Source organism: Klebsiella sp. CB_Kp196 (genome assembly GCF_040061575.1).
Taxonomy (GTDB): Bacteria; Pseudomonadota; Gammaproteobacteria; order Enterobacterales; family Enterobacteriaceae; genus Klebsiella; species Klebsiella michiganensis.
In genome coordinates this window covers 1-13206 of record NZ_JBEAFH010000070.1, presented here as the reverse complement: position 1 = coordinate 13206, position 13206 = coordinate 1, and the positions used below count along the sequence as shown (strand labels likewise).

The following is a 13206-nucleotide window of genomic DNA, read 5'->3' as shown; positions in this document are numbered from 1 at the left end:
TTAAGGCGTGCTGATAACCACCGTGACGCGGCGGTTTTCAGCGCGCCCTTTCGCGGTATCGTTGCTGGCTATAGGATACTTTTTCCCGAGTCCGCGAGTGGTCAAGTTTGCGCGCGGAATATTCGCCCCTTCGGCCCAGGCATCCGCCACGCTGTTAGCCCGCTTAAGCGATAGCATTTCGTTGTAGCTGTCTTCGCCGTAATTATCAGTATGACCTTCAAGGCGACTATGGGTAATACCGGTACTCGCCAGACGTGAAGCCATTGTGCGAATTTGCTGTTTGCTTTCGGCACGCAGATGATAGTCGTTTTTATCAAACAGGATGGTATCAGATATTCCTAATAACCAGTCGCCGTTGGTTTCAGTAAAGCCATATGACTTCATTGCTGCAATTTGTTCTGCCGAGAATTTTCCTTGCGGAGCCTGGCAGCCGCTAAGAAAAAGTGCGGCCAGTAAAGCAGGAGCAAAATATTTTCCGATCATGGTGATTCCTTTTATTTTTGCGTTTGCTGTAAGCGCTGGTGTTTCATCCGATACATATTTTGATCGGCAAGCTCTTGCAGATTTTCCGCTGAGGTATGTTCCCAGGTTAAAGCGTAACCAATGCTCAGTGACAGGCTGGCGGTGTGGCCATTGTGTAGATTAAACGGTGGGATAAACTGTTCGGACAACGCGCTGCACAGTGCCCGAACTTCGGTTTCTGAATGAACATCCCGTAGCAGAACGGCAAATTCATCGCCGCCGAGACGCCATGCCTGATGCTGTTTACCGACAAAGGCCATCAGGCGGCTCGCGACCTCAATTAACACTTTATCGCCGGCTGCGTGGCCCCAGTTGTCGTTAATAAGCTTGAAGTTATCGCCATCAAGAAATAACAGCGCAGAATGACTTTGGGCGGTTTCATCCTTCATCAGATCATTAATGACATTCCGGAAAGCCGCTCTGTTAGCCAGCCCGGTTAGCGGGTCGTGTAATGAACTGCGCAGGAGCTGGGCGTTTTTAGCCTGAAGCTGCCGCTGCCAGTCCTCCATTTCACCCAGCAGGCTATTGAAGTCCTGGGCGAACAGGTGGAATTCTTCAATGCGCTCTTCGGGCACCCGGCGGGAGAAATGGCGATTTTCGCGGATGTCATGTACCACCTCGGTAATGCTCTGTAACGCTGCCACAATGCCGCGATGCAGCGAGTGGGTAAGGAGCAAGGCGATGCAGGAAGCCAGAAAAATGCTGCCGGTGAGCACAATAATAGAGATACCAAGAAAATAGCTTATCAATCTGTCCAGCGCGGTCAGACGGAGTTCACCGATAATTTTTCCCTGGTGCAGGATAGTTTGCACCGTGGGTTTCGGGAAGAGCCATTTGCTGATGACGTCGCTGATTTTATCCTGACTGACCAGACCATCGTTATGCCATGAGGCGAAGGGTCTTTGCCGGCCATCGACCAGAATTGCTTGAGAAAATTGCCCCTGTCTGCCCAGCGTGGCCAGCGTGTCTTCAGCCGCTGCGCTATCGCCAAAAACGAGCGCTGCTTCCAGGCTACGGCCCATGGTGGCGGCGGTAAGTTCCAGGTTTTTTTGGGCGTATTGCTTGAGTGTAAATATGGAAGCGGTGCAGAGTAACAGCCAGACCAGTGTCATAGAGATCACCACGCTTATCATGCTGATACGGCGCAGCGCTCTTTTAAATGTGGGGCGCGGGGCCTGAGAAAAATCCTTATTCATGTGATGTTTTCCGGGCAAGCATCAGCACCTCGGGATTAACCCGAACGCCGCTGTGCGTCAGTACATCCAGATTTACGGAAAATCTGACTCTCTCATTGTTGATGAGCAGGCAAAAAGCGCTGCCAATAGAGCAATCGGTGTTTTGTTCCGCAATAAGTAATAGGGGCCGGTTTCCATATTTGGCCGTAAATTCAGACTGTTGGGTCGGCGATTCACTGCCAAAATAAAAACCATCGCAGGTCGTCTGTAAGGCTTCTTGTGTATTACGAACAATCACGGGTTTATAAGGCAATATTTCCGGAGCGTCTTCGGCCAGGCTATGGATATATCGTGATGTTGAAAAAATACAGAGCCTTGGAGGACCGGATAATTGCGGCCAGCGAGTATAAGTCACGATCCCCGAAACGATTGTCCGAACATTTTCAGACGGTCCGGAGGCAACAGCAGAGATACCCACGAGTGATAGTACTAAAGTCAAAAAGAGACGGTGAAGAACAGTCATTACGGTTCCGTCAGATTGTCATAGCGTGGGGGATGCAGATTGCTGAAACCCGGGCGAAGAATAGCATTGTTGAGGAAAATCGTCATTAGCCAGCCTCGCCGCTTTGAGATAATTCTTACCAGGATTTTTCGTAAAAGAAATTCGTGGAAGCAGGGAAAAACTGGCGTTTAATGACTCACTGTAAATAATTTGATACGCATTGAATGAAATACAGCGCGATTTAATTTCTATGTGTAAAGTAAAATTTACGGAATATGGATTGAAATCTTTACTTTGTGTGGTATCGTTACGTCATCCTCGCTGAGGCAATAACTATCGCAAACGAGCTATACAGGATCGCAATCATGCAAAAAGACGCGCTGAACAACGTACACATTACCGACGAACAGGTTTTGATCACTCCGGATCAGTTGAAGGCTGAATTCCCTCTGAGCGTTGAGCAGGAGGCGCAGATCGCGCAGTCTCGCCAGACCATCTCCAACATCATCGCCGGCCGCGATCCGCGTCTGCTGGTGGTATGTGGCCCGTGTTCGATCCACGATCCTGAAACCGCCATTGAGTACGCTCGTCGTTTTAAAGCCCTTGCCGAAGAGGTCAGCGATAGCCTCTATCTGGTCATGCGCGTCTATTTTGAAAAACCCCGCACCACCGTTGGCTGGAAAGGGCTGATTAACGATCCGCATATGGATGGCTCGTTTGATGTGGAAGGCGGTCTGAAGATTGCGCGCCGTCTGCTGGTTGAACTGGTCAATATGGGGCTACCGTTGGCGACGGAAGCGTTGGATCCAAACAGTCCTCAGTATCTCGGCGATCTGTTTAGCTGGTCTGCTATCGGCGCGCGTACGACCGAATCCCAGACTCACCGTGAGATGGCTTCTGGCCTGTCGATGCCGGTAGGGTTTAAAAACGGCACCGATGGTAGCCTTGCCACGGCAATTAACGCAATGCGCGCTGCCGCGATGCCGCACCGTTTCGTCGGCATCAACCAGGCCGGACAGGTGTGCCTGCTGCAAACGCAGGGCAACCCGAATGGTCACGTCATTCTACGCGGCGGGAAAGCGCCAAACTACGGCCCGGAAGATGTTGCGAAGTGTGAAAAAGAGATGACTCAGGCGGGACTGAAGCCATCGCTGATGGTAGATTGCAGCCATGGGAATTCTAATAAAGACTACCGCCGTCAGCCTGCGGTTGCGGAATCCGTGGTCGCGCAGATTAAAGATGGTAACCGTTCCATTATTGGTCTGATGATTGAGAGCAATATCCACGAAGGTAACCAGTCCTCTGAGCAGCCGCGTTGCGATATGAAATACGGCGTCTCAGTGACCGATGCCTGCATTAGTTGGGAAACCACCGATGCGCTGCTCCGCGAACTTGATAAGGATCTGCGAGGCCATCTGGCGGCTCGTCTGGCGTAAGAGGATGATATGGTTGCTGAACTGACCGCGTTACGCGATCAAATTGATGAAGTCGATAAGGCGCTACTGGAACTGCTGGCTAAGCGCCTGGAGCTGGTAGCGGAAGTCGGAGAGGTTAAAAGCCAATACGGCCTGCCCATTTACGTTCCTGAACGTGAATCGGCGATGCTGGCGTCCCGGCGCGAGGAGGCTGCTGCGCTTGGGGTCCCGCCGGATCTTATCGAAGATGTTTTGCGTCGCGTCATGCGGGAGTCTTATTCCAGCGAAAACGATAAAGGTTTTAAAACGCTTTATCCGAACCTGCGTCCGGTGGTGATTGTTGGCGGCGGCGGGCAAATGGGGCGTCTGTTTGAGAAAATGCTGACGCTTTCCGGATATCGGGTTCGTATCCTTGAAAAAGACGACTGGTCGCGGGCGGAAGAGATTGTCGCCGATGCCGGTATGGTTATCGTCAGCGTGCCGATTCATATCACGGCGGCAACGATTGCTCAGCTGCCAGCGCTGCCGGCGGACTGCATCCTGGTCGATTTGGCCTCGGTGAAAGCGGAACCGCTGCAGGCGATGCTGGCCGCGCATAAAGGTCCGGTATTGGGGTTACACCCCATGTTTGGGCCGGACAGCGGCAGCCTGGCGAAGCAGGTGGTGGTGTACTGCGATGGCCGTCAGCCCGAAGCGTATCAGTGGTTCCTGGAGCAAATTCAGGTCTGGGGCGCGCGGCTCCATCGTATCAGCGCCGTCGAGCACGATCAGAATATGGCCTTTATTCAGGCGTTGCGCCACTTTGCGACCTTCGCTTACGGCCTGCACCTGGCCGAAGAGAACGTGCGTCTTGAGCAACTTCTGGCGCTGTCGTCGCCTATTTATCGTCTGGAACTGGCGATGGTTGGCCGGCTGTTTGCCCAGGATCCGCAGCTCTATGCTGACATTATTATGTCCTCGGAAAATAATCTGGCGCTGATTAAGCGATACTACCAGCGCTTCGGTGAAGCTATCGGCCTGCTGGAGCAGGGGGATAAACAGGCGTTCATCGATAGCTTCCGTAAGGTTGAGCACTGGTTCGGTGACTATGCCCAGCGCTTCCAGAGCGAAAGCCGGACGTTGCTGCGCCAGGCAAATGATAATCGGCAGTAAGTCGTCAAACACGTATACAATAAAGCCAGAGGGGTGACCCGCTGGCTTTTTTTATAGGGATGAAAACGATGGCTGAACCACAACCGCTGTTTGATTACACCGGGCATTTACCGGAATGTCCGACCTGGAGCGAAGCCGAACAGGCATTGTACTGGGCCGATATTATGGAATGCGAGATTCATCGCTACGACGTGCAGACGGGTGAACATCAGGTTCTGCAATTTCCCGAGGAGCCCGGCTGTTTTGCCCTGCGCGAGAAGGGCGGTTTTATCGTCGCTTTACGCAGCGGTATCTGGCTCACTGATGCGCATGGTCTTCTACAGCGCAAAGTCTGCGATAACCCCAGCAACCCGCAATTAGCGCGCTTTAATGATGGTGGAACCGATCGTGACGGCCGCTTTTATGCCGGGACTTTCTGGGGGCCGGGAGATTTTAATGGCGCGCTCTTAGTGCGCATCGATAACGATCTCTCCCCGCAGGTTATCCAGTGCGATATTCACGGCGCTAACGGTCTGGCGTTTAGCGAAGACAAACGTTGGATGTATACCTCGGATACGCCAAATGCCGTTATCTATCGAACACCTCTCGATGAGCGGGGCGAGGCGGGTAAACGTGAGGTCTTCCTGCGCTTTCAGCCGGGAGAGGGGATTCCAGACGGCGCGGCCATCGATGCTGAAGGTTGCTACTGGAGCGCGATGTTTGACGGCTGGCGTATTGCGCGCTTCTCGCCGACGGGCGAGCAGCTGGAGGAGCATCGTCTACCGGTGCGTTGCCCGACGATGGTCTGTTTTGGCGGAGCGGATATGAAGACGCTCTACATTACCACCACGCGGGAGAATATGGATGCCGACGAAGTGGCGAAATATCCGCTTTCCGGCGCGATCTTCACCCTGCCAGTTGCCGTGGCAGGGATGAAGAAATTGCCGTTTATCGAACGTTAAACCGGGTCGACCGGTACCACGTTTTCGCTGGCATAGCAGCCCAGCACTTTCATTGAACGCGTTATCTCGGCCAGCTCTTTTAATGCCTTGCGCATTGGCAGTGATTCCAGGTTGGCCTGGATATCCAGATAAAACATCTCTTCCCACGGATTACCGTGAATGGGGCGTGATTCCAGCTTGGTCATGATCAGATTATGGTTTCGCAGCACCAGCAGCGCTTCAACCAGGGCCCCGGCTTGCTGGCCGGTGGCCATCAACAGCGTGGTTTTCGCGGGGACCTGATCGGAGACTTCCACCGCTTTACGCGCCAGAACCAGGAAGCGGGTGATGTTTTGCGTCTGGTTCGCCTGACAATGTTCCAGGACCTGCAAACCGTGCAGCGCTCCGCCTGCTTCGCTGCCCAGGGCGGCAACGGTCGGCGATTTAGCCTGAGCGACTTTTTCCATCGCTGAGGAGGTGCTGTCGGTATATTCAATGTTCCAGTGCGGATAGCGGCTCAGATACTGGCTGCACTGCTGAAACGGCTGCGGATGGCTGTAGACCGTCGTAATCTGTTGCGCATCGGTGGACGTTGAGACCAGCACGCAGTGATCGATAGGCAGCGTCAGCTCGCCCACGATGGATAAGCTGGTGTGCTGCAGAAGATCGTAAACATCATTGATGCCGCCGGAACTGGTATTTTCAATAGGAACGACGGCATAGTCAGCCTGGCCGGTCTCCACTTGCTCAAAGATATCGGCGAACTTCGCGCAGCCGCTTTCGATAAACTGTTCAAAGTGGCGGGCGGCATACTGACGAGCCGCAAGGTGCGAATATGAACCTTTAGGTCCGAGGAATGCCACCCGCGCGGAGTGCGGATTAATTTTATTCAGGTGCTGTTGCAGCAGCGTTTGTTGGGTAAGGACCGAGTCTTCAATGATCAGCTGGAACAGGCGCGTGATGTAATGGGCATCAAGATGGTGTTTTTTCCCCAGCGTCATCAGGCGTTCCAGCAGGTCCCGCTCGCGGTCGATATCCCGCACCGGCCGGTGCGATGCCAGCTTGGCTTTGCCGACCTCGACGGCCAGGCCGCGGCGCTCAGCCAGCAGCGCAAGCAGTTTCTCATCCAGAGCGCTGATCTTATCGCGTAGGGCCAGTAATGGGTTTTCCTCGGTCATATGTGTTGCCTTTCTTGTTATTGATTATCAATAAAAAAGGCCTCCCGTTTGGGAGGCCTTGTTGTTCGTCTTCGCATTCTTTATCACACGACGAATTGCCTCCCATTCAGGGGAAGGTAAAAAAGAATGCGAAGAAAAACGGGATCAGTTTCACGATGAATTCCTTGAGTTAGTGGGGATTACAGTACCTGTACTGTTTTCACTCTGTCAATAAAAAACGCGCCCGAAGGCGCGTGGCATGACACAAGCTTAAGTTAAGGATTACTCTTCTTCTTCCACAAAGCCTGCCTCTTTCACCGACGTTGCGGCGCGGCGGGCTTCCCCTTTGTGTTGCACTTTATTGAGCTGCCGTTCCAGCTTGTTGATCAATTCGTTAATTGCGGCATACATGTCTTCGTGCCGTGCGCTGGCGACCAGGTGCCCGTTTGGCGTATTGATGGTTGCGTCAGCGACAAAACCCTGCGGCTCCTTAGAGAGGATGATGTGCGGGTTAATTAAGTGGGTTTGCCATTTATCCAGTTTGGCGAGACGGTCTGCGACGTGCTGGCGGATTGCCGGAGTAATTTCCATTTGTTTACTGGTAATGTTCATTGTCATAAATTTTACCTCTTGTCTTTCCCGTCTTGGTAAACTCAGCATACCTCGCCCAATGTCAAAATGCGTGATTTAAATCACATTTTATTGTCACTTTTTGTCAACAAATCTGTTTTGTGAGACAGGACAGGAACAGGTGAGATTTTACTTGTGGAATGGAAGAAAGAGAGCCATATTTGATGAGTTAACTCGGCGCTAAACCGCTTCAGCTTAACGATTTAACGAATAAAAAAACGGCAGCCACTCGGCTGCCGTTTTGCTTATCTAAGGGCTATCAGGTGTTCTTGCTGTTAGCCGCGATGATTTTCGCAACCTTGTCCGCCTGCGCGTTCATCTGCATCTGACGGTAGGCGTTTTCCATTTTCGGAAGCGCGTCGCGGGTGGCCTGCGTATCCGGATAGTTACGCAGCATGCCGTCTACGCGGTTAACGACCGCAACCCATGCGCCACGATCGGTATAGTAATCCACGACCGACAGCTCGTACTTCGCCAGACGATCTTTCAGGAACACCATACGCTTGTAGGCGTCAGTAGCGTACTGGCTGTTAGGATAGCCACGAACCAGTTTGGAGAAGTCGTTAAAGGCATCGCGCGCGTGTTGTGGATCGCGGTCAGAACGATCGACACCGAAGAAGCCCTGCAGCGCACTGTCATCCAACGCCATATTTGTCAGACCACGCATATAAATGACGTAATCAATGTTAGGATGGGTAGGGTTCAGGCGCACAAAGCGATCGATAGCTGCCTGAGCCAACGGCAGATCGGCGTTTTTGTAGTACGCATAAATCAGATCCAACTGTACCTGTTGGGAATAAGGACCAAAGGGATAACGGTTATCCAACGCTTCCAGTTGCGTTATTGCCTGTTTCCAGTTACCGTCCTGCAGCTTTTGCTGAGCGGTCGCGTAGATCTCATTCGGCGGATTATCGGGCACCTCCTCCTTTGAGCCAGAGCAACCCACCAAAGCCAGGCTCAGTGTGGCTGCTGCCACCAGGTATTTCATGCGCGTCATGACGTTTTGACTTCCTCAAAATGTTTATGCGGGAGAATCTCTGTTCCTGCTCCCGATTAAGACCAGCTACAATAGCACACTATATTAAACGGCAAAGCCGTAAAACCCAACGTTAAAACGAAGAAGCTGTATATGGCACAACGAGTACAACTCAACGCAACGGTGTCCGAAAATCAACTCGGACAACGCTTAGATCAGGCTTTGGCCGAATTGTTCCCGGATTATTCGCGTTCGCGCATAAAAGAATGGATCCTTGACCAGAGAGTGCTGGTAAACGGCAGCGTCAGCGACAAGCCGAAAGAGAAAGTGCTGGGGGGAGAAACGATTGCTATCGATGTTGAAATCGAAGAAGAAGTCCGTTTCCAACCACAGGATATTCCGCTCAATATCGTTTATGAAGATGATGACATCCTCGTAATTAATAAACCGCGCGATTTAGTTGTGCACCCTGGCGCGGGCAACCCTGACGGTACTGTGCTGAATGCGCTGTTGCACTACTATCCGGCCATTGCTGACGTGCCGCGTGCGGGGATCGTGCACCGTCTTGATAAAGACACCACCGGCTTGATGGTGGTCGCGAAGACCATTCCGGCGCAAACCCGCCTGGTGGAATCCCTGCAGCTGCGCGAAATCACCCGCGAGTATGAAGCGGTGGCGATTGGTCACATGACCGCTGGCGGAACGGTGGAAGAACCGATTAGCCGCCACCCGACCAAGCGTACGCATATGGCGGTACATCCTATGGGAAAACCGGCGGTGACGCACTATCGGATCATGGAGCATTTTCGCATTCATACTCGTCTGCGTTTGCGCCTGGAGACCGGCCGTACGCATCAGATTCGCGTACACATGGCGCACATCACTCACCCGCTGGTGGGCGATCAGGTCTATGGCGGGCGCCCGCGTCCGCCTAAAGGCGCATCGGAAGAGTTCATCACCGCTCTGCGTAAGTTCGATCGCCAGGCCCTGCATGCCACCATGCTGCGTTTATACCATCCGATCAGCGGCATTGAGATGGAATGGCATGCGCCAATTCCACAGGATATGGTTGATTTGATTGATGCCATGCGCGCTGACTTTGAAACCCATAAAGACGATATTGACTGGCTATGACTAAACTGATTGTACCGCAATGGCCAATGCCGGAAGGCGTGGCAGCCTGTAGTTCCACGCGCGCTGGTGGGGTGAGTTTGTCGCCATACGATTCACTTAACCTCGGAGCCCATTGCGGAGACAATCTGCAGCACGTAGAAGAGAACCGTCGGCGCATGTTCGCCGCTGGCGGTCTTCCGTCATACCCGGTGTGGCTGGAGCAGGTTCACGGTACGGCAGTGTTAAAGCTCGACGGCGGGCCGTACCAGTCAAAGCGCGCTGATGCTTCATACTGCAATGTGCCGGGTACGGTATGCGCGGTGATGACCGCTGATTGCCTGCCGGTGCTCTTTTGCAACCGCGCGGGAACGGAAGTTGCGGCTGCTCATGCCGGCTGGCGGGGCCTTTGTGAAGGCGTGCTGGAAGAAACCGTGGCCTGTTTTGCCGATAAACCGGAAAACATCATGGCCTGGCTTGGGCCCGCCATTGGGCCGGACGCGTTTGAGGTTGGTCCGGAGGTGCGTGAGGCCTTTATGGCAAAAGATACTCAGGCGGAGCGCGCATTTCGTCCTGCAGGTGAAAAGTATTTTGCTGATATCTATCAGCTTGCGCGTCAGCGGCTGGCGAGCGTTGGCGTTGAGCAGATTTTTGGCGGTGACCGCTGTACCCTCAGCGAAAAAGATGATTTTTTCTCTTATCGTCGCGACAAGACGACGGGTCGTATGGCAAGTTTCATCTGGCTGATATAACCTCCCGAACTAAGACGATCCAGAAGGCAAACTTATTTTTGCATAGTTCAGGTCTTTAACCTTGAATAATTGAGGGATGACCTCATTTAATCTCCAGTAGCAAATTTGACCTGTTATGGGAGGAGTTATGCGTCTGGATCGTCTTACCAATAAATTCCAGCTTGCTCTTGCCGATGCCCAGTCCCTTGCACTCGGGCACGACAACCAATTCATCGAACCTCTTCATCTTATGAGCGCCTTGCTGAATCAGGAAGGGGGATCGATACGTCCTTTATTAACTTCGGCGGGCATCAATGCCGGAGAGTTGCGCACCAATATTGAACAGGCGTTGAGCCGATTGCCGCAGGTGGAAGGTACCGGCGGCGATGTTCAACCGTCCCAGGATTTAGTGCGTATCCTGAACCTTTGCGACAAGCTGGCGCAAAAGAGAAAGGACAACTTTATTTCGTCAGAGCTGTTCGTTCTGGCAGCGCTTGAATCACGCGGCACGCTGACCGACCTTTTAAAATCCGCCGGGGCCACAACCGCCAACGTGAGTCAGGCGATCGAACAAATGCGCGGAGGTGAAAGCGTGAACGATCAGGGAGCCGAAGACCAACGTCAGGCCTTGAAAAAATTTACCGTCGATCTGACCGAACGTGCCGAGCAGGGCAAGCTTGACCCGGTGATTGGCCGCGATGAAGAAATTCGTCGTACGATTCAGGTTCTGCAGCGCCGTACCAAAAACAACCCGGTGCTGATTGGTGAACCCGGTGTAGGTAAAACGGCCATTGTTGAAGGACTGGCGCAGCGGATCGTCAACGGTGAAGTGCCGGAAGGGCTGAAGGGGCGCCGGGTGCTGGCGCTCGATATGGGCGCGCTGGTGGCGGGTGCCAAATACCGCGGTGAGTTTGAAGAGCGCTTAAAAGGCGTTCTGAATGATCTCGCCAAGCAGGAAGGCAACGTCATCCTGTTTATCGATGAACTGCACACCATGGTGGGCGCGGGTAAAGCGGACGGCGCAATGGACGCCGGTAACATGCTGAAACCGGCGCTGGCGCGCGGTGAGCTGCACTGCGTGGGCGCTACGACGCTGGATGAATATCGCCAGTACATTGAGAAAGACGCCGCGCTGGAACGTCGTTTCCAGAAAGTATTCGTGGCGGAGCCGACCGTTGAAGATACCATTGCGATTTTGCGTGGTCTGAAAGAACGTTATGAACTGCACCACCACGTGCAGATCACCGACCCGGCGATTGTTGCGGCAGCCACGCTGTCTCATCGCTATATCGCCGACCGACAGCTGCCGGATAAAGCTATCGACCTGATCGATGAAGCCGCATCCAGCATTCGGATGCAGATTGACTCAAAACCGGAAGAGCTGGACAGACTCGACCGTCGCATCATTCAGCTCAAGCTGGAACAGCAGGCGCTGAAGAAAGAGTCTGATGAAGCCAGTATTAAGCGGCTGGATATGCTGAATGAGGAGCTGGCCGATAAAGAACGTCAATATTCAGTCTTAGAAGAAGAGTGGAAGGCTGAAAAAGCATCGCTCTCCGGAACCCAGACGATTAAGGCTGAGCTGGAACAGGCGAAAATCGCTATTGAGCAGGCGCGTCGCGTCGGCGATCTGGCGCGGATGTCCGAGCTGCAGTACGGCAAAATCCCGGAGCTGGAAAAACAGCTGGCGGCGGCAACGCAATCCGAAGGCAAGACGATGCGTCTGTTGCGTAATAAAGTCACGGATGCGGAAATCGCGGAAGTGCTGGCTCGCTGGACGGGTATCCCGGTGGCCAGAATGCTGGAAGGCGAGCGTGAGAAGCTGCTGCGTATGGAGCAGGAGCTGCATAGTCGCGTCATTGGTCAGAATGAAGCGGTTGAAGCGGTATCGAATGCGATCCGCCGTAGCCGTGCCGGATTATCCGATCCTAATCGTCCAATCGGCTCGTTCCTGTTCCTGGGCCCTACCGGTGTAGGTAAAACAGAACTCTGTAAAGCGCTGGCCAACTTTATGTTTGATAGCGACGATGCGATGGTACGTATCGACATGTCAGAGTTTATGGAGAAACACTCCGTTTCACGTCTGGTTGGGGCGCCTCCGGGATACGTCGGTTATGAAGAAGGCGGCTATCTCACTGAAGCGGTCCGCCGTCGTCCTTATTCCGTCATCCTGCTGGATGAAGTGGAAAAAGCTCATCCGGATGTCTTTAACATTCTGCTGCAGGTACTGGACGATGGACGTTTGACTGACGGGCAGGGGAGAACGGTCGACTTCCGCAATACGGTCGTCATCATGACCTCTAACCTCGGTTCGGATCTCATTCAGGAACGTTTTGGTGCCCTGGACTATAGCCACATGAAAGAGCTGGTTCTGGGCGTGGTTAGCCAAAGCTTCCGGCCGGAGTTTATCAACCGTATTGATGAAGTGGTGGTATTCCACCCGTTAGGTGAAAAACACATTGCTTCTATTGCGCAGATTCAGCTGCAGCGGTTGTATAAACGACTTGAGGAACGCGGCTATGAAGTTCACCTCTCTGATGAGGCACTGAAGCTGCTGAGCGAAAACGGTTACGATCCGGTTTATGGCGCACGTCCTCTGAAACGTGCTATCCAGCAGCAGATCGAAAACCCGCTGGCGCAGCAGATTCTCTCTGGTGAGCTGATACCGGGTAAAGAAGTGCAGCTGGTTGTGAAAAACGACCGGATAGTGGCAGTGCAGTAAATCACAAAACAGCAAAAACGGGCCCGCCGGGCTCGTTTTTGTTTAAAAACCAGGCGATAATGTACTCTCAGCTGCTGCTTTGGTTGAAAAATAAGCGGGTGGAGTTTTTTTTTGAAATTCCTCTTGCCACTTCAGAATTACTCCCTATAATGCGCCTCCACTGACACGGAACAACGGCTTACAGCCCGCCGGGT

13 protein-coding genes and 1 other annotated feature are annotated in these 13206 nt (G+C 53.1%); of the genes, 6 read left to right on the top strand and 7 right to left on the bottom strand.

The annotated features are described in order from the left end of the window. Genes ABLU87_RS24785 through ABLU87_RS24775 form a run of 3 tightly spaced genes read right to left on the bottom strand, consistent with a single transcriptional unit; the run spans position 1 to position 2220 of the window. The gene (locus tag ABLU87_RS24785; protein WP_014226437.1) at positions 1-483 is read right to left on the bottom strand and encodes an OmpA family protein; all 483 of its coding nucleotides are present in this window, start codon (positions 481-483) and stop codon (positions 1-3) included. An 11-nt stretch (positions 484-494) separates the two neighbouring features. After that, positions 495-1718 (bottom strand): diguanylate cyclase DgcN, encoded by a 1224-nt coding sequence (gene dgcN / locus ABLU87_RS24780; RefSeq protein ID WP_014839238.1) that lies wholly within the window; start codon positions 1716-1718, stop codon positions 495-497. Continuing rightward, the gene (locus ABLU87_RS24775) at positions 1711-2220 is read right to left on the bottom strand and encodes a YfiR family protein (protein ID WP_004853313.1); all 510 of its coding nucleotides are present in this window, start codon (positions 2218-2220) and stop codon (positions 1711-1713) included. Before ABLU87_RS24775 ends, dgcN begins: the two co-directional genes overlap by 8 nt. Positions 2221-2564: 344 nt before the next feature. Between ABLU87_RS24775 and aroF the strand changes: the two genes are divergently transcribed. From aroF to ABLU87_RS24760, 3 genes are all read left to right on the top strand, one after another. Beyond that, positions 2565-3635: a 3-deoxy-7-phosphoheptulonate synthase AroF gene (gene aroF / locus ABLU87_RS24770; protein WP_014226435.1), complete on the top strand. Its 1071-nt coding sequence runs from the start codon at positions 2565-2567 to the stop codon at positions 3633-3635. Between the two features lie 9 nt (positions 3636-3644). Next, the gene (gene tyrA, locus ABLU87_RS24765) at positions 3645-4766 is read left to right on the top strand and encodes a bifunctional chorismate mutase/prephenate dehydrogenase (RefSeq protein WP_049070041.1); all 1122 of its coding nucleotides are present in this window, start codon (positions 3645-3647) and stop codon (positions 4764-4766) included. Between the two features lie 68 nt (positions 4767-4834). Beyond that, positions 4835-5707: an SMP-30/gluconolactonase/LRE family protein gene (locus ABLU87_RS24760; protein WP_025107358.1), complete on the top strand. Its 873-nt coding sequence runs from the start codon at positions 4835-4837 to the stop codon at positions 5705-5707. Here the strand turns inward: ABLU87_RS24760 and pheA are convergent. The 4 genes from pheA to bamD form a co-directional block, all read right to left on the bottom strand. Then, positions 5704-6864, bottom strand: a complete 1161-nt coding sequence (pheA, locus tag ABLU87_RS24755; protein WP_004853306.1) for a bifunctional chorismate mutase/prephenate dehydratase — start codon at positions 6862-6864, stop codon at positions 5704-5706. The genes ABLU87_RS24760 and pheA overlap by 4 nt on opposite strands. Before the next feature lie 30 nt (positions 6865-6894). Beyond that, positions 6895-7019, bottom strand: a sequence feature (Phe leader region). Continuing rightward, entirely contained in the window at positions 6971-7018 is a 48-nt protein-coding gene (pheL, locus tag ABLU87_RS24750) for a pheA operon leader peptide PheL (RefSeq protein ID WP_101706155.1), read from the bottom strand. It overlaps the preceding feature by 48 nt. A gap of 106 nt (positions 7020-7125) precedes the next feature. Next, positions 7126-7461: a ribosome-associated translation inhibitor RaiA gene (gene raiA, locus ABLU87_RS24745; RefSeq protein ID WP_004104616.1), complete on the bottom strand. Its 336-nt coding sequence runs from the start codon at positions 7459-7461 to the stop codon at positions 7126-7128. 271 nt (positions 7462-7732) lie between these two features. Beyond that, positions 7733-8470 carry an outer membrane protein assembly factor BamD gene (bamD, locus tag ABLU87_RS24740; protein ID WP_004853303.1) on the bottom strand — a complete coding sequence of 246 codons (738 nt, stop codon included), beginning with the start codon at positions 8468-8470 and terminating at the stop codon, positions 7733-7735. Between the two features lie 132 nt (positions 8471-8602). On the opposite strand from bamD, the gene rluD reads away from it, so the two are divergent. The 3 genes from rluD to clpB all read left to right on the top strand — a co-directional run bounded on the left by rluD (position 8603) and on the right by clpB (position 13012). After that, the gene (rluD, locus tag ABLU87_RS24735) at positions 8603-9583 is read left to right on the top strand and encodes a 23S rRNA pseudouridine(1911/1915/1917) synthase RluD (protein ID WP_004853302.1); all 981 of its coding nucleotides are present in this window, start codon (positions 8603-8605) and stop codon (positions 9581-9583) included. Beyond that, positions 9580-10311, top strand: coding sequence for a purine nucleoside phosphorylase YfiH (gene yfiH / locus ABLU87_RS24730; protein ID WP_085520165.1), 732 nt, complete (start codon positions 9580-9582; stop codon positions 10309-10311). The genes rluD and yfiH overlap by 4 nt, the downstream gene beginning before the upstream one ends. A 127-nt stretch (positions 10312-10438) precedes the next feature. After that, positions 10439-13012, top strand: coding sequence for an ATP-dependent chaperone ClpB (clpB, locus tag ABLU87_RS24725; protein WP_014226431.1), 2574 nt, complete (start codon positions 10439-10441; stop codon positions 13010-13012). The last annotated feature ends 194 nt before the right edge of the window (positions 13013-13206 follow it).